The organism is Candidatus Clavichlamydia salmonicola (assembly GCF_015356765.1).
Taxonomy (GTDB): domain Bacteria; phylum Chlamydiota; class Chlamydiia; order Chlamydiales; family Chlamydiaceae; genus Clavichlamydia; species Clavichlamydia salmonicola.
On the sequence record NZ_WTCQ01000001.1, the window covers coordinates 295,981 to 321,718 of the forward strand.

Genomic DNA, 25,738 nt, shown 5'->3' on the forward strand with positions numbered 1-25,738 from the left:
ATGTAAAATTCTCTTCTTCTTCTTATATTGTGGAAGTGTTCATAACTAACCAAAAAAACCTCGAAAAACAACCCGTTCATAACTTGTCAGTAAAAAATCATAACTCGTGAGTTATAAACAAAAACAACAAAAAGAAAAAGGTTATGATCAGGTTTTAACACAAAACAAACAGGTTATAAACAAAACTCACGCATAGATTTTGCTTGATTGTTCTTTTTATCTTGTGGCAGGCTGCTTTATATTCTTGGGAATGATAAAAGGGGCTTGTTTGGTGGCTGATTCAGAAGATTTTTCAAACGAAGAAAAAGCTCAACTTAGAGCATTTGTAACGAATACAGAAAGCAATATTTTTGCTTTAAGAAATCTTCCAGAGGTAGTTAAAGGAGCCCTTTTTTCAAGATATTCTCGTTCTACTTTAGGTGTACGGTCACTGTTATTAAAAGAATTTATTAATGGAGAAGAAACCTCTTTTATAAACAAAATGGGTGGAGCAGAAGAAGCTCAAGAACAAGAATTAGCGGTTAAGAAAGCAAAACAATTTTATGACCGTATTTTAGATAGTTATGGCGATGATTCTATTGGTGAATTAGGGGGCGCTCATGTTGCTTTAGAGAAAGTGTCAATGTTAGCTGCAAAAATTTTAGAAGATCCTCGCATAGGTGGTTCCCCTCTTGAAAAATCCACTAGATATATTTATTTTGATCAAAAAGTTAACGGCTTTTACCAGTACTATAGAGAGCCCATTTTACTTACATCTTCATATAAAAGTTTGTACATAGACACCTGTGATATGCTTTTTGATACATACTCTAGTATGATACCAACGCTAACAGAAATGATGGCAGAAGTATTTCCACACAAAGGCAAAGAGTCAAAAGCAGCATATACAGCTGCGTTAAGAGCTAAGGTGCTTGATTGTTTAAGAGGGTTATTACCTGCTTCTACTTTTACCAATGTTGGTATTTTTGGAAATGGACGATTTTGGCAAAGTTTAGTTCATCGATTACAGGTAAATGATCTTTCAGAAGCCAAAGATCTTGGAAGGGGTCTTTTAGACGAATTAATGAAAGTAATACCATCGTTTGTTTCTAGAGCAGAACTACATCATAGACACCAGCATCAGATGTCTTCCTTTCACTTGTCTTTGCAAGATCAATTGAAGCAAATGGCTAAAGAGCAAAATATTTCTTACTCTCAAAAAGAAGTGGGGGTTTCTCTGCTTTATGCAGATACAACAGCTATTTATAAAATGGCGGCCACCTTACTGTTTCCCTTCACAGATCATTCATGGAAAGACCTTATAGATCATTGCAGAAGTCTTCCATCAGAAGAATTGATACGAATACTTGAATCAGCTTCATCTATGAGGGAAAATCGTCGTCATAAGTCTCCTAGAGCTTTAGAATGTAGTGAATTTGCTTTTGAAATCGTTGTTGATTTTGGAACTTTTAGAGATTTGCATCGACATAGAATGGTTACTCAAGAAAGACAGTTGCTTACAACTAATTTAGGTTATTTCTTTCCAGAAGAATTATTAGACACAGCTTTAGAAAAACCCTACAGGGCAGCAATGGATCAAGCACGAGAGACTTATAATCTTATTTCTCAAGATTTTCCAGAAGAAGCTCAATATGTTGTTCCCATGGCCTTTAACATTAGATGGTTTGTTAAAGCTAACCTAAGGGCCCTACAATGGTTATGTGAATTACGTTCACAGGAACAAGGGCATGAAAATTATAGAAAAATAGCTCAAAGCATGGTTAAAAAAATTATCGATTTTTGTCCTCTTGTAGAATATTTCTTTAAGTTTGTTGATTATAAAGAAATTTCTTTGGGTCGATTAAAAGCTGAGAAAAGAAAAGAAGAAAAAGGTCTTGTTTAGATTTTAACCAGATAAAAACTATCTGCTTGCAAAGATAGTTTTTATGCTGATATCTTTTCTTGATTATCATTAATTACGAGATAATCATGAAAGATTTAATAGAAAATAATCTTGTTCGCTTCAAAAATATTACCAGAAAAAAGAATGGTATTTTTGCCAATTTTAAGGTGAAGGGAGTAAGAGGTGGAGCTTCTTTTACAGCTTCTATTGTTGTGGATATAGATGCAGCGGATCTTTCTTCTGAAGATTCTTTAGAAAAAATTATTGAATCTTGTGCTCAAATTGGATTAGATGAATTTAAAAAATGTGAATTCCATTTTGAGGGACTTACTAGTATCTAGTATATAATTTCTGGGTGTAGCGCAGACTGGTAGCGTACTTGCATGGGGTGCAAGGGGGCGGAGGTTCAAATCCTCTCACCCAGATTTCTTTTTCATTATATCTTTTCTAAGAACTTATTTTTTCTCCGTTTTTCCCTTTTTCTTCTTCTTCTAACAGATCTAAAAATGCTCTTAATTGTTTGGATCTAATAGGATGTCGCATTTTCCTTAAAGCTTTAGCTTCAATTTGTCTAATACGTTCTCTTGTAACATTAAAAGCAGAACCAACTTCTTCTAAAGTTTTAGGTTTCCCATCAAGAAGGCCAAAGCGATGAATCAAAACAAAACGTTCTCGTTCTGTTAATGTTTTTAAAACTTCCTTCATCTTGTCTTTTAGCATGGAATAGCCAGTGGCTTCTGCAGGAGATTCTACAGCGGTATCTTCTAAGAAATCTCCAAAAGAGCTTTCTCCACCATCACCAACTTCTGCTTGTAGAGAGATGGGGTGCTGCGCTATTTTATAAATTTCTCTAACCCGATCAGGAGTAATGCCAAGTTCTGTGGCAAGTTCTTCTGGAGAAGGTTCTCTTCCTGTTTCCATCATTAATTTTTTTGCACCACGTAGAACTTTGTTGATTGTTTCAATCATGTGTACTGGAATACGGATGGTCCGAGCTTGATCTGCAATAGCACGTGTTACAGCCTGTCTAATCCACCAAGTAGCATAAGTTGAGAATTTATACCCCCGGCGATATTCAAATTTCTCTACAGCCTTCATAAGGCCCATGTTGCCTTCTTGGATTAAGTCTAGGAAAGAGAGGCCCCTGTTTGTATATTTTTTTGCAATTGAAATGACTAAGCGTAGGTTGGATTCAACCATTTCTCGCTTAGCTTCTTGGCTTTTATCCATCCATCTTTGGAGCATCCTAACATCTTTTTTGAACTCTTCAAGACTTCTTCCACCAGAAATTTCTCTTTTTAGAAGCTTTCTTTTTGTAGCTGCTAATTTTGCTGCTGCGAATTTATTTCTTTCAGCTCGAATTTTTAGATCATTAATTTCTTTTTCAAGTGAAAGGAATGTTTCATAAGCATTAAAGACGACTTCTCCAAAATCTTCAGTTATATTATGCCGACAGTGGAAGCAACGAAGGTAAGCTTGGGTGCGGACACGACACTTCTCTAATTCATCATTAAATTCTTGAATTTCTTGTTTTTGAAGATTTGGCAGACGGAGTTGTTTTAAGATGTTTTCTAACGATAGGTCTTCTTCTTTTAAAAGGTTAATAAGTTTTGGAAGAAGCTTTAAAAATAAATTTTTATCTTCAACTTCTTTTTCAGAAATGATTTTATCGAAGCGTTCTTTTCCTTGAATGAGATAGTTAGCGATGGATATAACTTCTTTGGTCGAATATCTAAAACGTAAAATAATTTTTTCTATTTGAATTTGAGATTTTTCAATTCTTTTAGAAATTTCAACTTCTTCTTCTCGAGTAAGTAAAGGAACAGAGCCCATTTCTTTAAGGTACATGCGAACAGGATCATCAGGAGATCCTTCTGTTCTTTTTGAAAGCCCTTCAAGTTCTTTAGCTTCTTTTTTTCTTTCTTTTTGTCTTTCTACTTCAGCTTGGTTAAGTACTTGGATGTCCATACCAGTAAGAAATATAAGAACTTGATCAATTTGTTCAGGGGAATCAAAACTCATTGGAAGAATATCATTAATTTCTTCATAAGTTATGTAGCCTTGTTCTCGGGAAAGAGATACCAGCTCTTCCATTTTTTTTTGAAATTCTTCATCTGTAATTTCTGGGGAGGCATTTTCTGTTTTCATGAGCCGCTTTTTGTTTTCCGAGTTCTTGGTTTTTATAGGTTTTTCTATAAAAATTAATCTCTGCATATTTTAGATATAGGGATATTAAGCAGTTTTAATTTTTTTCAATCGACAAAATAGTGAAATCAAAAGCATTTTTATTGCATAAAAGGTCTTGATACTGTCTCATCATAGCAAAGTCAGGTTTTTTTTTTGTAAGGATAAAGGATACCAACTGAATGATGGTTTAATGGTCCTTGAAGAATACTTTTCAAAAAATAATGAAAATTGGATGTTTGTCCCTGTCGATCTTTTATCATTATTTCTCCTTGGTAAGGATTTCTGTCAGTTTTATCAGAATCTAATGCAGAGATCAAATTCTTGTAACCATTTTGCATAATATGAGGATACTCTTTCAGAAATTTTTCTAAAGGCCACCCTAATATTGTTTTGAAAAGATTATTAACGAACAACATCTTTCTTTCTTCTTTAGAGTAAATAAAAATAATTCCAGTATTATCATCTTTTAAAATATCAAATAATTGTCTGCATTCTATAGAACGATTATTAAGAGGTATATCTAAAAAACGAGGAATTTTTCCTTCTGAAGAAAGATAGTTTTCTCCAGTAAAACCTTCTGCTTTACTAATGAAAGAGTCTAATTTTTCAGAAAAAAAAGAAGACATATCACCTCGTTCGGAGGGAATATAGTAATCTAATATTTCTTCTTTAGAGCTTGTTGGTGCTAAAAAATTGTCTTTATCCATTTCTTCTAATTGCAGCAAGCTGCGTATTTCGTACATTAAATCTCGAATTTTACTTTCTAATTTTGTTATGTACGCTTGTTTTTTTTCTAAAAGACTTCTTTGTTCATAGGTTGTTTTTCGGTATTCATTTACTAATAATTCTTTGTGTCGCGTTTCTTCTTCAAAAATTTTTACTGATTGTTGAAAATTTTCTTCTGCAAGATCTTTTGCTTTTATAATACTATCCAAATGAAGGTGGAGTTCTTGATTTTCTTCAGATTTTTTATAAAGCTCTAAGCTCAAAAAATGATTAGATTCTTTTGTTTTTATCAGAGATTTTTGAATGGGATTGATTTGATCTGAATAGTGCTTGCTTAAATTATTAATATGATTTTGTAGAAGGGTGTTTTCTTCTAAGGATCTTTGGAGGGCTTCTTCTTTTTGTTGCTCCATAGACATAGGATTTGATCTGCGTTTTTCTTCTTCTTGGAGTTTTTTACATATTGTTTTAACGCTAGACTCTCTTAAAAAGATCAAAAAACAAAGAATAAAAGAAGATAATAAATAGCAAACAGCTACAAAATTTGTAGATAAAAAGGAAAGATATAAGGCTAATAAAGGAATGCTGATTAATAAGAAAACCAAAGAAAAAAAACTTTTTGGCGTAGAAACAATCTTTAAAAAAGTTTTTTTATACAAAGTGAACATTTTTGTTTTCCTATGAATAACTTTTGAAATTTAACAAAAAAATAAGGAAGGCTTTTTTTTCCATTAAAGAGTTTTTTTCTTTTGAGAGAAAGAAGATTTACTCTTTTTCTAAAGCTATTTTATTTGACTTTATGAGTAAAAAGCCTTACAGTAGAGAGGCTAAATATTATTTCAGAAGTTATTTTTATGAAAAAAAAACCTGTTGTTAAGAAGAAAGAGAAAAGATCTTCTGCGGAAAAACGCATCATTGTAGCTGAAAAAAAACAAGCTGTTAATAAAGCGTTCAAGTCAAAAACTCGAACAGCAATGCGTATTTTTGAAGATAATTTAAAGCTAGGTCACCAAGATAATTTGGAATCTGCCTTAAGAAGCGTATATAGTCTTATGGACAAAGGTGTCAAAAGAGGCGTCTTTACTAGAAATAAAGCTGCTCGAGTCAAAGCTCAAGTATACTCTCGTAAAGAAAAAAGCTGCGTTGTTTCTTCTTGACAAAAAAAAATCATAACTTTTTAAAAATATAGGGAAAGAGGGTACTTGTGGCGTTTTTAGCTTTATCAAGATTTGCAAAAGGATTCAGTGCATATTCATCATATAGTGGTTTACAACTTAATAAGTTAATGAATCATTTTGATAATGTTGATGGTCTTGCTCGTGTTGGAGCTAATATAGCAGGATTAAGTGCTTCAGTTTCTTTTTTTAAAGGTAATTCTGCTGCTGCTTCCAAGGCAGGTGGTATAGCTTGTACTTTTGGTGCTGTTGAAAATTTTTCATCTATGGGAAAAGCAGTATGTTTATGGCATAATTTTTTAACTGGAAGTCTGTTTTTTGAGATAGATGACAATGGTCGTTTTGTAAAAACTGAAGATGAACAGAAAAAGATAAGAAAACCTTTATCTATAGTTAGTGATATTTCTCAAATAGTGGGAAAAACAGCTTCTACGATTAAGTGGTTTGATGCTATGGGGGTTGGCAACCTTGGGCACCATGCTAATGCTCTTGGAGGTAGAGGTGTTGCTTTTGGATGTAGTGTTATATGTTGTTCTTTAGGCCTTGTGGATAGTGCTGTAAATCTTGGTGCATCATTAAAAGAACAAAATGTATCTGAAAAACGATTTGCAGTTAAGATGTGGATAATGTCTGTATTATGCTGTATATTTAATATTATAAGCCTGCCTTTTGAATATGGAACTATTGTTGGTATATCTCCATTGACAGCTCTTATAGGAGCGGTATTTTGTCTATTTTCTGCTTTTCTTAATCTTGTTAATTCAATTCTTTATGATTTTAACTGTATTCAATTATTAAGCAGTAGTGAACCTAGAAATGCATATGCATAATCAAAAACCTTTGATAATAGCTTCGGGTAATCCTGCTACAGCATGAATTTCAACATGTTTTTTAGCTCTTGTAACTGCTGTATATAGTAGTTTTTTTTCAAATCGTTCGCAGCCATTAGGAAGTAATATAAGTACATTTTCATATTCACTTCCTTGGCTTTTATGAATGGAAGTCACATAATTGTAAGAAAAAGATGATATAAGATCTGAAGATATCATTTTATTTCCTTCAAAAATCATCATTTTTTTATCAATATCTAAAACTCCACAATCCCCATTAAAAACATTTATTTCAGGTCTGTTTTCAGTGACCATAATAGGGTGTTTTTTATGAGAAGAAGCTGTTTTTTCATATAAGCGAGAATGAATAGCTTTATTAAGACTTTCAGATCCCCATAAACCTCTTTTTAAAGGAGTAAGTACGCAAAAAGAAGATGGAAATGATTCAAGGCTTATATTTAAAAATTTATTTGTTATCTCATCAACGGTTTCATTAAAACTTTTTAAGAGATTATAGGGGGGAGTTTTGCCAGCTAGAATATCTGCTGAAATTTCTTTAATGAATAAAATATCTGTGCGAAGTGTCTTGGTGAGCATGATTGTTTTATTAGGAAATAATGAGATCATTTCTTCAAAAGGATTTCCAATTCCTATGGGAGGGAGTTGATTAGGATCTCCTAAAAGAACAATGCGGCATTGTTTTTTTACTAAAGAAAAAAGAGCTGACATCATGATTAAGTCAATCATGGAGCTTTCGTCAACAATAATTAAATCATCATCCCGAACACCAAAACCTTGTATATCTTTGGTTTCTTGTAAAAGAGAATGAAGAGTTTTTCCTGTTATATTTTCATGTTCAACAGATTTTTTTAAATTTGCAGTAGCTTTTCCTGTTAGGGCTGTTACTGTAATTTTTGCATCAGGAAACATTTTAATAAATTGTCTTAAAAATACAGTTGCTGTGAATGTTTTTCCTGTTCCAGGGCCTCCACAAATAAGAGAAAAAGAAGATGCTAAGGCTTGATTAAGGGCTGTAGATTGTTCTAATGTAAGGCCATAATGTGGTTGATTAAAATCATGAACTAAAGGTAAAGGGCATGATTTTTCAAGACGATCAAGGTGAAATAAAAGATTTTTTTCTGCTTGTGCATGATCGTAAAAATAGAAACAGTTATTTTTTAAAGTAAAAAATTTTTCTTTTATTGATGGGGGTAAATCTATAGAGCCCTGAATAATCACTCCATCGTCATCTAGATTACCTGTAGAAGGAAGAAGAGTATTATTTATAATAGAAACATACAGATGACCATCTCGAGTCATTGCTGAAAAAAAAGCTAAAAATAGGATAGCTTCAAAGGAAAGATCTTCTTTAGTAGAGATATAATGAGCAAAAAATAAATCAGCATGAATTAGTAATCCTTTTTCTACCAAAGGGTATAAAAAAGGATTTTTAGCTAATGAATCAGGAAAATAATTAGGTAAAAACATACAAAAAAAGAATGGTTTTAATTAAAGATTCTATAAATCTCTTTGTAAAGTACAGTGTTTGATTATTCTTTTATACAAATAGAATTATTGTATAAAAGAACTAGGCTTGTAAGAGCACAATGCTATTACAGCATACTCATTGAAGTTTGTATATAGAGGAGGTTCTTCATTATCTTCTTCAAAAAATGGTTTTTTATTTATAGCTGCTAAAGCTGATAAGTTATAAGAATCTTGAAAGTTAGGATCAATTTTTTGAACCCATTTACAGTATTGCTCTACTTTATCATATGAGCGTTTATTATATAAAAATTGTGCATCTGCCCAAAGGTTAGAAATTTCAGCTGGAGAAAATTGTAAAACAAGATTTACATCAAAATTTTTGGCCACTTCATGAATATGAAGAATTTCATCTATAAAATTATTACTACAAGCTTCATTGAAAATTTTTTGGAAAAAAATTGTAAAATCATGATTTATAAATTCGTTATGTTTACAGAAGTTCAAAGATAAATCTCCTAAAGCAATCGCTTTTAGCCAATCATTGGATTTAAGAGCATGTTTCATTTCATTGAAAATATATTTTTGTATTTTTGCTTTTTCTTCATGGTTATCTTCAACATAATCCCATAAAGAAAGATAAGCAGATACTTGAGATAATTGAGAAGAATCACTTCTTACAAGAATTGAGAAAGCATCTGCATGAATTTTAATAGCATTTCTAATAAGGCTTTTTTCTTGTAAATCTATAGCGCTTTGGATGAAAAAAGATGCCTGCATAATTTGATGGTTTTTAATATCATGAGTAGCTTTTTCTAGATAAATTTTAGAAAAAAGAGCTCTTAAATACAGTGCTTTTTCATCAGAATTTTTTAAAAGAGAATGGATTTTAAATAAATTTTCAGAACAAGATGAGTGGATATGATGGACCAGATTATATGCAATTTTACAAATTGCTTCTTCTTCATTCCAGTCTTTAATAATTTTTAAAAAATCGATTGTTAAAGAGGGGACTGTGTTTAAAATATCTTCGATTAACAAAGAAATTTCATCAATAGCGTTCTCTTTAGAAATATAAGGTAAGCTAAAATTAAAACAGGTGATTTTTTTTAAAATAGAAAGAGCTTTAAAATAATAATCAAATTTATCTTCAGGGGAAGCATTTTTAGCTTTTTTTAGGTAAAGGATGCCTTCGATTAAGTGATGAGTATTTTGAAAATTAGGTGTTAAGGATAAAATTTCTTTATGAAGAGTAGATAATTTTAAAGCTTCTTGAATATGGTTTTCTCTTAAGAGTTGTTGAATTTTTATTAAGATAATAAAAGGTTCTGGAAGAAGAGATTTAATTGTAAATGTAGACCAATTTTTATCTGGTAATAAATGAAAGCAAGGCTCTTTAAGAGCAGTGTTTTTTCCTTCCATAATAGCCATATAATTATGCAAATTACAAAAAAAATCCTTTTGTTCAATGGTTATTTCATAGTTTTTAATAATTTTATGTAAATAATGGGCGATATCATGATCTTTTTCAAAAAAAGCAATCAATAAACGACCACATATTGCATCAGAAAATACAATGTCTAGTCCCATTTGAGGGGAATATTTTGATGATATAAAGGTTTCTATAACATTATCAAAATGAATTTTTGCATTAGAAAAATTTTTCTCTAAAAGAGCAGAATACCCATTAAAAAAACTTTTAAAAGAAGGGTTAAACAAGGATAGGGTTGAAATTTTTTTTTCAGCAGCATCAATGTACCCATCAGAAAATAGTTTTAAAGCACTTAGTATGATTTTTTTTGGTCGCTGAAAAGAGTATTGATTGTATCTCTGGATAGATAAGAGACCACAGACAAAGCAAGCTGTTATCCAACTTAAAAATAAGGTGGTTAAGACAATTTTTTTGATTATAGAAAAACAAATTGTTTTGTTTACCATTTGTCTTTTAACCATTTTACGTTCAATTAAAAATAAAAACTATACGTTTTAGATGAGCTTTCAGTAAATTGAATTTTATTCTTAGTGGTTTATTGCCTTGAAAGATGGTAAAAAAAGAAAGGTTAAGTTATTGCTAAAAGTATTGCCTTATATTAATTATTATAATTATTGGGCCAAGAAGTTTTATAGATAAAGAGATCTCTTATGAATTTAAATAAGAATATTTTATTAATAGAAGATGAGGAAGATACAGCAGCATTAATCAAGATACATGCCGAATCTTTTGGCTATCGGATTCGTGCAGAAAAAGATGGGATATCAGGTTTTAGAGCTATCGCAAAAGAAAAACCAGATCTTGTTTTACTTGATATCATGCTGCCAGGGCAAAATGGACTAGATCTATGTAAAAAAATAAAGCATTCGAAAGATCTAAAACATATACCTATCATTATGATCTCAGCAAGAACAGAAGCAGTAGATATTATTTTAGGCCTTGAATTAGGAGCTGAGGATTATATTGTTAAGCCTTTTCATCCAAGAGTGTTGTTTTATCGAATTAAAGCTGTTTTCAGAAGAAATAAAGAAAACCAAAATACAGATAAAACGCTTTTATTTGGAGATTTTGTTTTAGATATAGAAAGGTTTGTTTTAAAAAAAAGAGAATCAGTGATTTTCTTAACTTTGTCAGAATTTCATATGCTAAAGCGATTTTTATTAGAAAGGGGCCATGTCTTAACCCGAGCCCAGTTACTAGAAGAAGTTCAAAATGATGATGGCTTTATCTTGGAAAGAAACGTAGATGTACACATAGCTTCTTTAAGAAAAAAATTAGGATCAGGATCTATATGGATTGAAACTATTCGGGGGATTGGTTACCGGTTTAAAGAAGAAGAAGATTTTATATAAAGCATCTTTAATCTTTTATCATTTACTATGGAACAATGATATTAGCGCCGTCTCTTTTTTTCGATTTTGATGATTTTATTTTAAAAAATCTCATGAATCAATCGTATCTTTGTTGGGAATTATTGACTTTTTTACCTCAATTTTTTGATACCTATCAATACTGCGGTATCCAAGGGCATATTCATAGACATGCTTTTTTGGAAAACGAGTCTCAAATAGAAATAGGCCCTGGAACAATCATAGAGCCAGGAGCATATATTAAGGGCCCTTGTATTATAGGTAAAGAATCGATTATTCGTCATGGCGCTTATATAAGGGGCTCTGTTGTCATTGGGGATCATTGTGTAATTGGACATGGGACAGAAATAAAAAAAACTATTTTTATGAATAGGTCTAAAGCGGCTCATTTTGCTTATCTTGGAAACTCTATTATTGGAAATGATGTAAATTTAGGCGCAGGGGTTAAATGTGCAAATATTCGAATAGATCAATCCAATATCAAAGTCAAGGTAAAGGGATTATCTGTAAAAACTGGTTTAAAGAAACTTGGAGCTATAATTGGAGATGGATCATTTCTTGGTTGTAATGTTGTAACAAACCCTGGTACCTTCCTTTTACGGAAAACTATAGTGTATCCAGGCCAAGTAATATCTGGATTCAATCCAGGCTCTACTCCATAAGGCTGTAGATCTTATTAAAAAATAAAATATCAGTAAAATTATGAAGAAAGCCACAAAAATTGTTTTTAAAAACTATATATCTCTCATTAATAAAAATATTGATAAATCGTTAGCGACTTTTGGTGCCCCAGGAATAGGCTTACGACCAGCTATAGAATATGCCCTAAATTCAGGAGGTAAAAGAATTAGGCCTTTAATTATTCATATGATGACGAAGGCATTAAAAAATATACATCCCATAGAACATGTGGCGGTGGCTGTTGAATGGGTACATACAGCAACATTAATAGCTGATGATTTACCGTGTATGGATAATGATGATAGAAGAAGAAACAAACCATCTTTACATAAAGCATTTAATGAAGGAACTGCTCTTCTTGTTACATACGCATTAATTGCTGCTGCTTATGATAATTTACGTGTAAATGCTCAAATCCTTCATGCTCTTATTCCTTCTGAAAAAACTACTCAAGCATATTTTCTTTCAGTAGAAAATGTAGCATATAATACAGGTGCATTTGGACTTGCTGGAGGTCAATTTGATGATATTTTTTCAAAAAATTCTCATCAAGACTTCTGTGATACTGTCATAAAGAGAAAAACAGGAGCGCTTTTTGAAATGACTTTTGTTTTAGGGTGGTTATTTGGTGGTGGTGATATAGAGTTTTTACCTTTACTAAAAGAAGCTTCTACTCATTTTGGTAAAGTTTTTCAAATAGTTGATGATATTTTAGATATTTCTTCAGATGCTCTAAATGTAAAAAAAGAAAATTTTAATTTTGCGCAAACTTTTGGTCTTAACAGTGCTAAAGATCAAGTGTATAAAGAAGCTGAAAATTTTAAAAGAATGTTGAAAGAACTCAATATTAATAATAATGAGTTCTTTCAATTAATGGATTATGTTACTGAGCAGATTTAATTAACAAGAGCAAGTTCTTTGTCAGATTCTGCTGGAGTGGTTTTTGCTACTGCAGGTGGAACAATTCCTGAAGGAAATGATTCAGTTAAAAGACGTTTTTCAATTTCTGCAAAAAATTTCTTATTCTTTTTTAGTTCTTCGCGAACAGCTTCGCGTCCTTGCCCAAGCTTTTGGCCATTATAACTAAACCAAGAGCCCTTTTTTTCAATGAGTCCTTTTTCAACAGCAAGGTCAAGTAGAGATCCAGCAGAAGAAATACCTTCATTAAATAAAATATCACACTCAGCGATGCGGAATGGAGGAGCAAGTTTATTTTTAGCTACTTTGATTTTGACTCGATTTCCAATGTCAATTCCATCACTACCTTTAATACCACCAATTCTACGAATATCTAAACGAATGGAAGAATAAAATTTTAAAGCACGACCACCAGTAGTTGTTTCTGGGTTACCAAAACTAACTCCAATTTTTTCTCGAATTTGGTTAATAAAAATAGCACATGTATTGCTACGGGCAAGAGTTGCTGTTAATTTACGTAATGCTTGTGACATCAGGCGAGCTTGAAGCCCAATATGATGATCACCAATCTCTCCTTCAAGTTCATTTTTTGGAACTAAAGCAGCTACAGAATCAATAACAACCACATCAATAGCACCAGAGCGAGCTAAAAGTTCAGCAATGCTTAAAGCTTCTTCTCCACTATCTGGTTGAGAGATCATCAATTCATCAACATTGACACCAATTAAAGCTGCATAAGAGGGGTCTAATGCATGTTCTGCGTCAATATAAGCAGCAAGACCGCCATTCTTTTGAGCATTAGCTACAATATGAGTAGCTAATGTTGTTTTTCCTGATGATTCTGGACCAAAAATTTCAATGACTCGTCCACGGGGAACACCACCAATGCCTAATGCTAAATCTAACGCAAGAGTGCCAGTTTTAATAACAGAAATTTCATGAGAGGCTGAATGCTTTCCTAATGTCATTATGGAGCCAGCTCCAAATTGTTTTTCAATATATGCAACAGCAGCGTCTAAAGCTTTTTTACGATCCGGTGAGGACATGTTATTCTCCTTCTGAAGTAATTATAATCATAAATTTAAGAATTTTCTTCTAATAACAAAACAAAACTGATTATGAGCAGTAACACTTTTTCTTAAAATAAGAAAAAAAATAAATATAAAGTTATTGTTTATTTGATAATTTATTTTTATAAGTAATTAATATTAATCAACTTCAGGAAGTCCATCTTGATAAAAAATAGAGAGAATAAGTTTTCCTTCTTCATTAAATATAGAGGCAGTACCTAGTCCATTAGTCACTTTTGATGAAGGGTTAATATCCCCAAGGCTAAAATATTCGCCTTTAACTAGAAGATCTTTAGAGTATTCTTCAATAAGCATCAGATCACCATTTGGATAATAGCAACTAAGAATTCCTTGTTTTTTGTTTTCTTGAAATTCTTTTTCACTTTTGATTTTACCATCAGGATAGTAAGAGGTAGCAGAGCCATTTAATAATCCAGCAACCCAATGGAGCTTTAACTTTACGTTAGAAGATTCAGGGTAAAAAAAGAGTTCAGGGCCATCTTTTAATTGATTATGTATATGGTATGTTTGACTAATATGTTTACATAAAGGATCAAAAATCGTTACTAGTCCATCAGGTTTACCTTGTTTATGTTCTTGGGTCTGATAAAGGCTTGAATGACTAAAGATAGCTTTAACACCATTACCTTTACGAATACTGGAAAGGGAAAGACCATGAGGATTGAAATAATCACCAGTTATAAGAAGGTCTTGATCAAAAATTTCTTCAGATGCTTTTTGTTCTTTGGACCAAAATCTTTGAGATACTCCATGTCGTTTGCCTTCATAAAAAGGAATGCTTTGAAGCAGTTCACCTGTATTTTTATAAATTGCAAATATGCCATGGAGTTGTCCCTTTTTAAAAGGACAGATTTTCCATACTTGACTATTAGCATGATAGTGATAGGAAAGACCTTCAAGACTTCCTTTTGTGTAATGAATCTCAGCGATTTTTGTACCAGATTCATTCCAAGCATAGCTAATTCCATCAAATAGCCAAGAGCGTTCTGCTGATGGACTTATGTCTGGGATTCCACCTGTTACATAGGTTTCAAGTTTTTTATTTCCATCAGAAAACCATTCTTTATATGATCCATAGGCACTTGTGTTCCGAGTTTCTAGATATTGTTTTAATTGACCATTAGGATGATAGGTTGTGATAAGCCCAAGAGTGATCCCACTTTTTGTTCTAAACGTGCGCATAACTTTTTGGTAAGATTGAGGGCTTAAAAAGTCTATTTTACCAAAAGAGCGAAGGCGATCTTTAGCTGTAATAGTTTCAGAAAGGCCATTACGATCAATAATATTGATACTTATAGGAATACGTTCTTTTTTAGCTCGGCGTCTTGTATAAGAAGAGGGGCAAGAGCGTCTTTGATGATAAGGGGCTGCTTCTGCGACTTTAAACGAAGATCCAAGGAAACACTGAATAGTTAAAAAGTAGAAAAAACAACGATTATTTAAAATACATTTCATAAATCAAGGAGCTCGTTTAAGTAAGGAAAACTGTAAGTCAAAAATAGCATCTTTAGAGAATGTAGATTGTCTTTGTACACTAAAATTAGTGGTAAAAAAATTAGGAGATGCCAAATATCCTTTTTCTATAATTTTTAAAATAGTATGCAAATCGTGAATATCAATCAGGGTATTTTTTTGAGTTATAAATAATTTTTCTGGATCATTCATAGAATTAGATAGATGTAAGTTAAGTAAAGGAGGCAATCTATTTTTTTCTAGGTCTTGCATAGAAGAAGAAGTTAATAAAGGCATTCCATTAAGGATTTTTTCAACAATGAGATGTTGTGCTGATTCTTGATTTTTCTTATTGCTCAGAAGAAGATAATGCCGATGATTTGATGCTGCAGTTTTTGCTACTTCTAGAACACGAATGGTTTCTTTCCAATTTTTTCTTTGATGCTGAGCATAGACCCACAAAAATAAATGAGGAGCAGTCACAATAGCCACTAAAAATATGATAATGCAGTTGTTTAGAGATCGATTATTCATGATTAATAAGGAGTACCATCTTTCAAATAAAAATCAGCATAGAAAAATCCTTTATCAGTTTTCCATGTAATAGGTTGTTCTAAATTAGCAATCGAGCTGTTGCTGGTTAGGGCTAGTTTTAAGCGGTTCATTAACAAGTGGTCTGGACAGAAACCTTCAATAGATATTTTTACTGAATATTTTTTTAAGGGATAATTTTTTGAAGGGTATGAATCCATTTTATAAGAAAAGGAAGAAAGGCTAGGGCCTTCTTTATTTTCATGAAGATCTAATTTTTCAGAAACAAATTTTAAAACATTAGCAGGAGAGGCCATAATAGGAATTAAAGGAAAGTTGGGCGGGGTAAAATGTAAAGATTTGATTAACATAGTACTGCCAGATTTTAAGCTTTTTTGTGAAGATGGCATAGGAAAATTAGGTTGATCACATAAATTGCATAAAGAAGAAAATGTTCGACGAGCTTCTCTTTGTAAAGGTAAAATAGATAATTTATAAGCTCCTATTGATAGCAACGATAAACAAGCGGCTAATCCTAAAGTAGGAAAAAGAATTTGCTTGATTCTGGCTTTAAATTTTGGATGAGCAGTTTTATTAGTAGAAAAATCTATTAAATTAAATTTGGAGTTAGCGCCTGCTAAGGCAGCTGCAATGGCAGGACCAAATTCTTTCCATTGTTTTGATGAAATAGGGGGTAATCCTTTAAAAATCAAAGAAGTCACAGAAATTTTCAATAAATTTTTAAAAGACAATATTTCTTCATTAGATAGCCCAACGCTAAGGATATTTTCTATATAAGCAGAAGGACTTAAAGTGGCAACACTTTCTAAAAACATTTTTATTTTAGAGGATGCTTTTGAATCAAAAAGAAAATTGCGCGTCGCTTTTAGAATATTATGAGAAAAGAACATGCAAGTAATGTTTTTTTGATCAGCAAAAAGAACTATATAAGGTTCCTTGATTGGGTGAGAAATATAGTTAATGAGATTCAAATAATCGACTTGTTTACCTGATATTCTGTCAGGAAATAAATTTTGACGAGCCAGTTCATTAATCAATTTATGAGAAAAATTTTTTCTTGTTACAAAGCTAGTTACAGTTTTTTTTCCTTCAAATGAAGGAGAGATAATTAATTGAGAAATAGCTTCTTCTTTTGGAAAAGGAAGTAAAGAATCAGCACGCAGGCTAAAACTTGCTTGAATATGTTTATTTTTTTTTACATCTGTTTCAGAAAATCTAATACAAATTTTTTCAGGAGACAAAGAAGCAATACGGATAGCAGATGAAGGAATATACCTAGAAAGATTTTGTTGAGTTTCAGATGCTAAGAGAGATTCTAAAACCCATCCTTTACAAGTTTTATGTAAAAGCGCTATTTTTGTTCCAGTTTCAGGGTCGAAGGTTATTCCTGCGTAAGAAAGAAAAAAGCGTGTTAACATGTATAGAAAAACTGCTATTATGGATACAAGAGCTTATAGTTTAGCTCATGCGTTTTTTCAAGAAAAATTATTGTAACTCCAGAATGAATAATGTTAGCTTATTTTTTTAAAGTTTTTTTTACTTTGTACCATTTTCTACTTGTTGTCTGGGTTATAGGTGGCTTTTTTAGATTACATCATCATCCTATTATGCAGTATGTAGGCAAGTGTACAGAACCTTATTTGCAAGTTTTTCGTCGAATTGTGCCTCCTTTGGGACCTTTAGATTTTAGTCTTATTCCAGCATTTATTTGTTTGCGATTAGCTGAATGGATGATCATAGCTTTATTTCGCTAAAATTAATTTTATTTCGTATTTTCTTCAGTTAAATGAAAAGTTTTGCATTGAAAGTTGGGCCATTAATGTTACGTTCTCCTGTAACATATGCTCCATTAGTTAGTTACACAGATTATCCTTTTCGTCAAATGGCGTCACAGTTTTCTCCTGGGTTAATGTTTTGTGAAATGTTAAAGATAGAATCATTAATAAGATATACACCTTCGTCAAAACAAGTGCTGGCTTATTCAGAAGAGATGAGGCCAATAGGAGCACAAATTTGCACAGGTAGTTTAGCTAATATTGTTGATGGAGTCCAAATTATAGAGGATCATGGGTTTGATCTTATAGATTTAAATTGTGGATGTCCAACAGACAGGATAGTTAAAGATGGTAGTGGATCTGGCCTTTTAAAAAATCCTGCTTTATTAGGCGCAATTGTTGAAAAAATGGTAACCAGTACATCTTTGCCAGTGACTGTAAAAATTAGAGCAGGCTGGGATCAGGAAACTATTAATATTCCATTAATAACAGCTCATATTGAAGATGCAGGTGCAGTTGCTATTTGTATTCATGGTAGAACTCGTTCACAAGGATTTAAAGGACCTGCTAATCATGACTTTATCAAACAGTGTAAAGATGCATCGAAAAACATTCCTATTTTTGGCAATGGAGATGTTCTAGATGGCCCATCAGCAGCAGCTTTAATGGCTAATACTGGGTGTGATGGTGTAGCAATTGGTAGAGGGTCTATGGGAGCACCATGGAAGTCTGATCATATTGCTCATTTCTTAAAATATGGAGAAGAAAGAGTTCCCATTTCTTTTGAAGAATCTAAAAAGCTATTTTTTGAACATTTAACTATTGTAAAATCGTTTTACAATAGTGAAGAAAGAACTCTTATAGAAGCTAAAAAACTTTGTGGTCATTATTTACAGGGAGTAGCTGGATGTTCCCAGTTGCGAAGGACTTTAGCTACATTTAAATCTTCTGAAGGTATCTTTGAATTATTAGATGCAGTGGAAGGTTAACTTAGCGTAGGCTTTTCTAAGTGTTCACTAAGTAATTTTGGAATAGCAAACATGTTAATAGGCGCAGACGAACCAGACAAAATTTGAAGATCCTTATTAGGTAAAATTTGTCGTTTATTAGAAGGATCTTGAAGGTTTTGACTTTTAATATAAGACCAAATTTTCTTAACAGCAGTTCCTCGAGTCACAGGCTCTGCTCCTATAATCGAAGAAAGAGTTTTAGAAGGAGTCAACAAATTACTCAATGAAGGAGCTCTTTTTTTCTTCTCTTTTACTGGTTTATTTTTAGAAACTTTTTCTTTTACAGTTTTAGTTTTTGAAGCGCGGGTTTTTACAGGTGTTTTCTTTGCAAAACGTCCTTTTTTCTCATAAGGAGTTTTAGGATGGTTGGCATATTTTTCTGAAATGGTGTCTATTTGATTACCAATAACATCACAGCGTGGGAAATCTGAACAGGCAAAAAAGGTTTTTCCATAGCGGGACATTCTTTGAATGATCTGCCCTTCACAGCCAATGGCCATACATGGAATCATAGCAATAGTTTCTTTAGCTTGTTCACCTTTTTTTAAGAGATTTATAATGCCTTTACATTCAGGATATCCAGAGCAACCAAAAAAGGCTCCATAAGGACCATGTTTAACTTTCATTTCTTTATTGCAGTTAGGGCATTGCTGCTCCCAATTGGTCTCTTCAGAGTAATCTTCTTTATTAAATGAAAGTTCTTTATCAGAAATTTTAAAGTCACACTCAGGATAACAAGAGCATCCATAAAAATAATGTGAACGAGACCAGATTTTTTGTAAGAAACCTTTTTTACATTTATCACAGGGTAAGTCAGTATCAATTTTTGGAATCAAAGCTTCTTTTTCTGCTGTTTCTACAATAGGAATAAAACGATGCCAAAAATCTTTAATTAGATCTTTCCAGTCTTTTTTTCCAATGGCTATTAATTCAAGAAGATCCTCCATTTCTGCTGTAAAACCAATATTCATGATGTCAGGAAAATTGGTATCTAGGAACTGTGTAATCACTTTTCCTAAATCAGTAGGTTTAAGGCGTTGATTTTCTTTTACAGTATATTCTCGTCTCTGAATCTTATTCATGATAGTTGCATATGTCGATGGACGGCCTATGCCAGATTTTTCTAATTCTTTAATGAGGGAGGCTTCAGTAAATCTAGGAGGAGGTTTGGTAAAACTTTGGTCACTAGTTATAGTATTATTAATTAATGGAAAACCTTCTTGAAGAGGAGGGAGTAAAATAGTTTCTTCTTCAGATTCATCATCAATTTTTTCTTTGTATAAAGAGAGAAAGCCTTCTTTTTTTAAAACACTACCAGAAGAGCGTAAGAGAATATCACAATCAGTACCAATAGTTACTATTAATGTATCATAAATAGCAGGAACCATTTGAGAAGAAACAAAACGTTTCCAGATAAGTTGATATAAAGAATGCTGCTCCTTAGTAAGAAATGGCGCTAAATTATCAGGCGTTAGATTAACATCTGCAGGGCGAATAGCTTCATGCGCATCTTGAGCAGTTTTTTTTGATGTATAAACTAAAGCTTTATCAGGGAGATTTGTGGTGCCAAATGTTTTTTTAATATAATTGCGTGCTTCTATAATTGCTTCAGGATCAGAGCGAACAGAGTCTGTTCTCATATAAGTAATAAGACCAGTAGAACCTTCTTGAGGAAGTTCTACTCCTTCATACAAAGCTTGAGCAATACTCATGGTTCGGGAAGAAGAAAACCTAAAATGACGACTTGCTTCTTGCTGTAAAGTAGATGTAATAAAAGGAGGTGAAGGGTAACGTCTTTTTTCTTTACGTTCAGTTTTTTCTACATGAAAAGCTGCTTTTTTAAGTTCATTAACAATTGTATTTGCAAGCTCTTCATTTCCAATAGTAAAGGTGTTTTTTCCTTCAGAGGGCTCTTTTTCCCATCTTAATCCATGTCTTGAATAAAGAGAGGCAGAAAAAAGCATAGGATCTTTCATGTCTTTTAATTGAGCACGAATAGTCCAATATTCAGTAGAAACAAAAAGGTCTATTTCATTTTCTCTTGTAACTACTAATTTTAAAGCAGCAGATTGTACTCGTCCTGCTGAGACACCAGAACGTTGTTGAAGTTTTTTGATTAAGAGTGGAGAAATCTTATATCCAACAATTCTATCAAGTAATCGACGAGCTTGTTGAGCATCAACAAGATCCATGTCAATTTCACGCGGATTATCTAGAGAATGCAGAACAGCATTTTTTGTAATGGCATTGAAAGAAACTCTTTTAATGATAGTTTCAGGTGGAAGCAAGGATGCGATGTGCCATGCAATAGCTTCACCTTCTCGGTCAGGGTCAGGAGAGAGATAAACGATATCACAATCTTTTGCCATTTTTTTAATATTGGCAATAATCTCTTTCTTATCTGCTAATATTTCATATTGAGGTTCAAAGTTATTTTCAACATCAATCCCAAATCCTTTAGTAGGAAGGTCTTTGATGTGGCCAAGGGAAGCAGAAAAGACAAAAGAATCTTTTAAAAATTTTTTAAGAGTTTTGATTTTAGTCGGAGATTCAACAACAATTAAAGACTTTTTCATCAACAGTATGATTTTAATTCAAAAAAAAGTGGCTTTAGCCAAGGCGGCTATTCAATTCAATTCTATGATAAGTGTCAATAGAAGGGATAGGTTTTTCTATATTTTTATAAAAGACAGATAAGTTTTTAATATTTTCTATAACAACTTTTATATGGTCAAATCCTTTGTATACCTAAGATTATGCATAAATTTTTTTGAAAATTTTTTGTCAAAAAAATAAAACAGGCCATTTTTTATTTGTATTCTTCATGAATTTCCATAACGGAGTGACCATCAGCAAGGAAGGTAGTATTTAAATAATCTTTAGAAAAAGGCAGCCCATATTTTTTTATATACTCAGGAGAGTCTAATAGTTGCCATATAAGAGAATATGCATGACGGGAAGGAAGAATAGAGTCATTAATATATAAGGGATCTGCTTCCCAGGTATAGCATATAAAAAATGGATGAGTAGGTTGATTATATTCTTGAGCAACCACTGGAACTAAATTATAGCCTGGGTAAGCCTGACGTAAATGCAGAAAATCTTCTTGATTAACTTTATAAACAACAGCAGTTAAAAAATCATCTTTTTGCGCAGGACAGATATTTAATATTCCAACATTGCTGCTATCAGGTTGATGAGATGAGTAATAGAAAAAAGAATTTTGGCAATTAAATAATCTTTTGAAGCCATAAATTTTTATAGCCCTTCCTGGAGAAAGAGGAGGGACGTTAAAGGGAGATAAAATGAAGAAAGAGTCAGCCATGCCAATATCATAAAGAGCTATCAATAAATGTTTTTGATTCAAAGGAGCGCAAATATTATTAAAAATGTTTTCAGAAGCTTGTAAAGAAGAAATCTCTAAAGATGTTTCATAGGAAGGGGTTAAAAGAGGAAAATGAGAGTAACGAGGTAAGGCTTTTGCATATGTCAGAGCATTATCTTTAAAATCAAAAGACATTACAGAATGTTTAACAGGATTAATCTTAGGCTGTAACCATTTTGATCGATCACCAGTAGTAAAAAATATAAAACTAATGAAAAACAGTATAGCAACAAGCAAAAGAAATTTTTTATACATAATAGGATCAACTTTTGTGCAATCTAATTGTAAGAGCTAGGTTATCTTACCTAAAGTTTTTTAAAATCAGATAACAGGATTTATCTTTCAAAAAAGAAAAAAAATTATTTCAATCTTTTTAAGAAGGCAATTATTTTACTGTTTGCTACTTTTATTTTTACTGTAGGAGGACAAGGTATGAAGGTAACGCAAGCAGATCCTAATAGTAAACATAAAAGCCCAAAGACAACACGGGGGGACATATAGTTCCTTGAGTTATTATAGATTGACCAATTATAGAATTATAAAAAGATCTTTTTTATGCAAATTACTAAGGAAAAAATATAACGCCATTTCCTTCAGGATCACAGCCACGAACAAATAGATAAAAGCTCCCTCCCCATTTATCAGCAGCATCAAAAAGACTGAGGTATTTTAAGGAAGCAATTTTGTATAGGCCAGCTTGCTTATCATAATGATAACGTTCTGTTACCTGCTTCAATTGATGTTGGGAGTAATCAGAGTAAGAAGGACCTATAAAATTTGTTTTCCAGTCAACAATATAAAATAGACCATTGTGTTGAAAAAATAGGTCAATAAATCCTTTAAAAAATCCTGTAGACTCAGACTCTTCAAAAAGAAACTCACATTCTCTAAAAATATATGAAGGGTTGATATCCGCAAGGAAAAATGAGTCAGCGCTTCCTTTTAAAGGAGTAAAAAAGACTTTTAATAACATTTCAGCAATTTGCAAAGACCATCCTTCAAGAGAGGTATGGTTTAAGAAGGGCTTAATTAAAGGCTCTAGCATATGTGGAGAACCTGCTTCAACTATTGCTCTAAAATTCATTTTTTCAAATATACTATGAATAATAAGTCCAATTTCTGGTCCCATTGGAAAATTTTGAGGAGTTATTAGATTTGCAGAAGTAATAGAATTAAGGGGGTCTTCATGGCGATATAGTGAAGAAAATGATGATGTTTTAGAAAAAGTATCTGAAAAATTAGGAAAAGATTCCAAAGGTAAAAGTTCTAGATTTTGTAAATCGATGAAGTCTCTTTTCTTAAAGCTACAGGGTGATGTTTTTGAATAAGAAAAAACATGGGGATGTTCTTTTAAGAAATCTTCTATGGAAGATCCTTCTAATATCTTATTTAATAACAAAGTTATGGGAGATTCTGGATATGCAGAGTAATCTGTCGGAACTGGAAGGTATAAACGATCTTTTGCGCGAGTAAGTGCTACATAGGTTTGTCTTAATTTTTCTGCTATAATTTCTTCTTGGTCCATAGAAGTGGTTTTTTGAGGAACTAATCCAATGGGGAAAACAGCACTATATTCTAATCCCTTTGCAGAATGCACTGTGATGACTGTAACAGCATCTTTTTCTTGAGATGATCTAGCACGAAAGGTTTCTTCACTTATGCCACCAAGTTCCATACGCTCTAGTAATAGGGCGTATTCATTAGGGTTATTAGAAAGATCTTCTAAGATTTCAATAATTTGTTCCATATCTGCATATAATAAATTGCCTTCTGGAATAGATATAAGATTGTTTCCATTTCTTAATAGTATATGTTGAAACAGACAAAGGAGCCCTTTTTGTTGAAAAATTTTAGAGTAAGATAAAAAAAGTTGAGAAAGTTCTATGCGATTTAAAAGTACGTCTTGAAAAGTACAAGCAAACAACGGGCTAAGTAAAATTTTTAAACAAGCACTATGATTAAAAGGTGTGCGTAAGGAAAAAAGAAGATCTTTTAGTAAGGAAAAAGCTGCTGATTTAACTAAAGATCGAGGTGTTTTAATATTGAGTGGCAAAGAAGTGAATTCTGCGAATTGAGCTGCTTGGTAGCGATCTTTTACTAAAATGGCACATTCTTGCAGTGGAATGTGGAAAAGGGTGTTTAATTCTAGAATTTCTTGCTCAATAAATTTAAACATTTCTTGTTGATCATGATGAAAGAAAAAATGAATATTTTTTTTCTCTGCATCATGGCCATTTTTAGGAGTAGGAAGACCACTTTTTAAAGGATTATAAATGAAGTGTTCGCCAGTTTTAGGTAGGTTAAAAAAACATTTATTTTTGCTAAAGAGGATATTTAATCCTGAAAGTAATCGTGGATCAGAGCGGAAGTTAACTTGGAGAGAATAGACATCTTGAGAGGGAAAACATTTTTTAGCTTTTTGATATACATAGATATCAGCATTTCGGAAGCGATAGATGGATTGTTTGGGATCTCCAACAAGAAAAAATGCTCCTTTATAATCTTTATCTAAGAAAAGAGTAGAAAAAATATCCCATTGAACCTGATCTGTATCTTGAAATTCATCAATAAAAACAGCGCTATATTTGTTTTGAATGGTGTGTAAAAACACAGAATTTTTAAGATTTTGTTGAAACAATAAAAGCAAGTCATCAGGAAAAGAAATTTCTCCTGGAGGATTATGAGATCGAATGTAGTCTCGGAGATCTTCTCCTAAAATATGTAAGATACGATTTTTATCTGAGTATTGTTTTAAAAGATCAAAAAGTCCTGATTGCTCACAATCTGCTAAAAGACTAGGAAAGACAAAAGAAGGAGAAATTTTATCAAAAGATTTTTTTCGGTTAGCAATGATCATTTTGATAAGAATAGAATCTATTAATAGTGAAGAGTCATTCTGAATCAAGCCTTGAGCAAATGTTTGCAGAGAGGTGATAGTTGCAGGATATAAATTATGTTGACGGTCTGCTAAACCTTTAAAACAAGAGGCTTGAAGAGCTAAATCTTCAAAAAGTTCTTTTGTATCTGTAATTCCTAAATTTTTTTTAATGCCTTTAAGAATAGCATTCATAGCTGTTATTAAGTCTGGATCAATAAATTTGGAATTGTCTGATATAGAACTTTTGCTTAGCAAGTGCTCTAATAAGTTAACGTGCAGGTCTTTTGGAAAATTTTTAGCTAATTTTTGAATGCTTTGAAGAGTGAGTATTTTTAAGAAATGATTTTGAATAAAATAATTTCGAATGTGTAAGAGAATTGTCTCAGCAACAGTATTAGGTTTTTTTCTTAAAGAAGAAAAAAATCCTGTTAGCTCAGGATGCAGAAGAAGCATTTCTGAGCAAAATCCATGGATTGTAAATATTTGTGCAGCATCAAAATCTAAAAGCGCACTGTTTAATTGTCTGTAAATCCGTTTTACATCTTCGGTTTGAGTTAAGTGTGTACTTAAGTAAGGAAATTTTTTTTCTATATTAGTGGGTGTATTTGTTGACAGCTGGTTAATGATTTCTAGAAGAGATTTTTTTATTCGTCTTTTTAATTCAGCAGTAGCTGCTTTGGTGAATGTGACAATTAAGATTGATTGAATTTTTGGTTCTGATGGATCACAAAGAAGACGAATTAAGAGTTGTTCAATAGCGAATGTCTTACCAGTACCAGCAGAAGCTTCTAAGAAATATTTGCCGGTCAAAGCTATGGGCGTAGTCAGAGCATTGAATTCAGTAGTCAT

20 protein-coding genes and 1 tRNA gene are annotated in these 25,738 nt (G+C 32.2%); 10 read left to right on the forward strand and 11 right to left on the reverse strand.

The window, feature by feature from the left end:
- The first annotated feature begins 268 nt into the window (after positions 1-268).
- From CLAVI_RS01260 to CLAVI_RS01270, 3 genes are all read left to right on the forward strand, one after another.
- Positions 269-1,882: an FAD-dependent thymidylate synthase gene (locus CLAVI_RS01260; RefSeq protein ID WP_194843768.1), complete on the forward strand. Its 1,614-nt coding sequence runs from the start codon at positions 269-271 to the stop codon at positions 1,880-1,882.
- A gap of 86 nt (positions 1,883-1,968) precedes the next feature.
- Complete coding sequence (locus CLAVI_RS01265) at positions 1,969-2,223, forward strand: hypothetical protein (RefSeq protein ID WP_194843769.1); 255 nt, start codon at positions 1,969-1,971, stop codon at positions 2,221-2,223.
- A gap of 10 nt (positions 2,224-2,233) precedes the next feature.
- Positions 2,234-2,307: transfer RNA gene (locus tag CLAVI_RS01270), tRNA-Pro, on the forward strand.
- Positions 2,308-2,329: 22 nt separating this feature from the next.
- Here CLAVI_RS01270 and CLAVI_RS01275 read toward each other — a convergent pair.
- The gene (locus CLAVI_RS01275; RefSeq protein WP_194843770.1) at positions 2,330-4,030 is read right to left on the reverse strand and encodes an RNA polymerase sigma factor; all 1,701 of its coding nucleotides are present in this window, start codon (positions 4,028-4,030) and stop codon (positions 2,330-2,332) included.
- A 179-nt stretch (positions 4,031-4,209) separates the two neighbouring features.
- On the reverse strand, positions 4,210-5,463 hold the full coding sequence (locus CLAVI_RS01280) for a hypothetical protein (protein ID WP_194843771.1): 1,254 nt from the start codon (positions 5,461-5,463) through the stop codon (positions 4,210-4,212).
- Between the two features lie 186 nt (positions 5,464-5,649).
- On the opposite strand from CLAVI_RS01280, the gene rpsT reads away from it, so the two are divergent.
- On the forward strand, positions 5,650-5,952 hold the full coding sequence (gene rpsT, locus CLAVI_RS01285; protein ID WP_194843772.1) for a 30S ribosomal protein S20: 303 nt from the start codon (positions 5,650-5,652) through the stop codon (positions 5,950-5,952).
- A 47-nt stretch (positions 5,953-5,999) separates the two neighbouring features.
- On the forward strand, positions 6,000-6,800 hold the full coding sequence (locus tag CLAVI_RS01290) for a hypothetical protein (RefSeq protein WP_194843773.1): 801 nt from the start codon (positions 6,000-6,002) through the stop codon (positions 6,798-6,800).
- On the opposite strand, the gene CLAVI_RS01295 is transcribed toward CLAVI_RS01290, so the two are convergent.
- Together CLAVI_RS01295 and CLAVI_RS01300 are read right to left on the reverse strand one after the other, a co-directional pair.
- Positions 6,801-8,288, reverse strand: coding sequence for an ATP-dependent DNA helicase (locus CLAVI_RS01295; RefSeq protein ID WP_194843774.1), 1,488 nt, complete (start codon positions 8,286-8,288; stop codon positions 6,801-6,803).
- Between the two features lie 84 nt (positions 8,289-8,372).
- Positions 8,373-10,223, reverse strand: a complete 1,851-nt coding sequence (locus CLAVI_RS01300) for a DUF1347 family protein (RefSeq protein ID WP_194843775.1) — start codon at positions 10,221-10,223, stop codon at positions 8,373-8,375.
- A gap of 204 nt (positions 10,224-10,427) precedes the next feature.
- Here CLAVI_RS01300 and CLAVI_RS01305 point away from each other — a divergent pair, with 204 nt between their 5' ends.
- Genes CLAVI_RS01305 through CLAVI_RS01315 form a run of 3 tightly spaced genes read left to right on the forward strand, consistent with a single transcriptional unit; the run spans position 10,428 to position 12,728 of the window.
- The gene (locus CLAVI_RS01305) at positions 10,428-11,129 is read left to right on the forward strand and encodes a response regulator transcription factor (protein ID WP_194843776.1); all 702 of its coding nucleotides are present in this window, start codon (positions 10,428-10,430) and stop codon (positions 11,127-11,129) included.
- A 35-nt stretch (positions 11,130-11,164) separates the two neighbouring features.
- A complete protein-coding gene (locus tag CLAVI_RS01310) occupies positions 11,165-11,809 on the forward strand; it encodes an LbetaH domain-containing protein (protein WP_194843777.1) in 645 nt (214 codons plus the stop codon).
- A gap of 40 nt (positions 11,810-11,849) precedes the next feature.
- Entirely contained in the window at positions 11,850-12,728 is an 879-nt protein-coding gene (locus CLAVI_RS01315; RefSeq protein WP_194843778.1) for a polyprenyl synthetase family protein, read from the forward strand.
- Here CLAVI_RS01315 and recA read toward each other — a convergent pair.
- The 4 genes from recA to CLAVI_RS01335 form a co-directional block, all read right to left on the reverse strand.
- Positions 12,725-13,792: a recombinase RecA gene (recA, locus tag CLAVI_RS01320; RefSeq protein ID WP_194843779.1), complete on the reverse strand. Its 1,068-nt coding sequence runs from the start codon at positions 13,790-13,792 to the stop codon at positions 12,725-12,727. The genes CLAVI_RS01315 and recA overlap by 4 nt on opposite strands.
- A gap of 162 nt (positions 13,793-13,954) precedes the next feature.
- Positions 13,955-15,292, reverse strand: coding sequence for a toxin-antitoxin system YwqK family antitoxin (locus CLAVI_RS01325; RefSeq protein WP_194843780.1), 1,338 nt, complete (start codon positions 15,290-15,292; stop codon positions 13,955-13,957).
- 3 nt (positions 15,293-15,295) lie between these two features.
- Entirely contained in the window at positions 15,296-15,823 is a 528-nt protein-coding gene (locus CLAVI_RS01330; RefSeq protein ID WP_194843781.1) for a hypothetical protein, read from the reverse strand.
- Between the two features lie 2 nt (positions 15,824-15,825).
- The gene (locus tag CLAVI_RS01335; protein WP_194843782.1) at positions 15,826-17,259 is read right to left on the reverse strand and encodes a hypothetical protein; all 1,434 of its coding nucleotides are present in this window, start codon (positions 17,257-17,259) and stop codon (positions 15,826-15,828) included.
- A 90-nt stretch (positions 17,260-17,349) separates the two neighbouring features.
- Between CLAVI_RS01335 and CLAVI_RS01340 the strand changes: the two genes are divergently transcribed.
- Complete coding sequence (locus CLAVI_RS01340) at positions 17,350-17,595, forward strand: YggT family protein (protein ID WP_194843783.1); 246 nt, start codon at positions 17,350-17,352, stop codon at positions 17,593-17,595.
- Between the two features lie 32 nt (positions 17,596-17,627).
- Entirely contained in the window at positions 17,628-18,605 is a 978-nt protein-coding gene (gene dusB / locus CLAVI_RS01345) for a tRNA dihydrouridine synthase DusB (RefSeq protein WP_194843784.1), read from the forward strand.
- On the opposite strand, the gene topA is transcribed toward dusB, so the two are convergent.
- The 3 genes from topA to CLAVI_RS01360 form a co-directional block, all read right to left on the reverse strand.
- Positions 18,602-21,202 carry a type I DNA topoisomerase gene (topA, locus tag CLAVI_RS01350; RefSeq protein ID WP_194843785.1) on the reverse strand — a complete coding sequence of 867 codons (2,601 nt, stop codon included), beginning with the start codon at positions 21,200-21,202 and terminating at the stop codon, positions 18,602-18,604. The genes dusB and topA overlap by 4 nt on opposite strands.
- A gap of 233 nt (positions 21,203-21,435) precedes the next feature.
- The gene (locus tag CLAVI_RS01355) at positions 21,436-22,266 is read right to left on the reverse strand and encodes a hypothetical protein (RefSeq protein ID WP_194843786.1); all 831 of its coding nucleotides are present in this window, start codon (positions 22,264-22,266) and stop codon (positions 21,436-21,438) included.
- 310 nt (positions 22,267-22,576) lie between these two features.
- On the reverse strand, positions 22,577-25,738 hold the full coding sequence (locus tag CLAVI_RS01360; protein ID WP_194843787.1) for a UvrD-helicase domain-containing protein: 3,162 nt from the start codon (positions 25,736-25,738) through the stop codon (positions 22,577-22,579).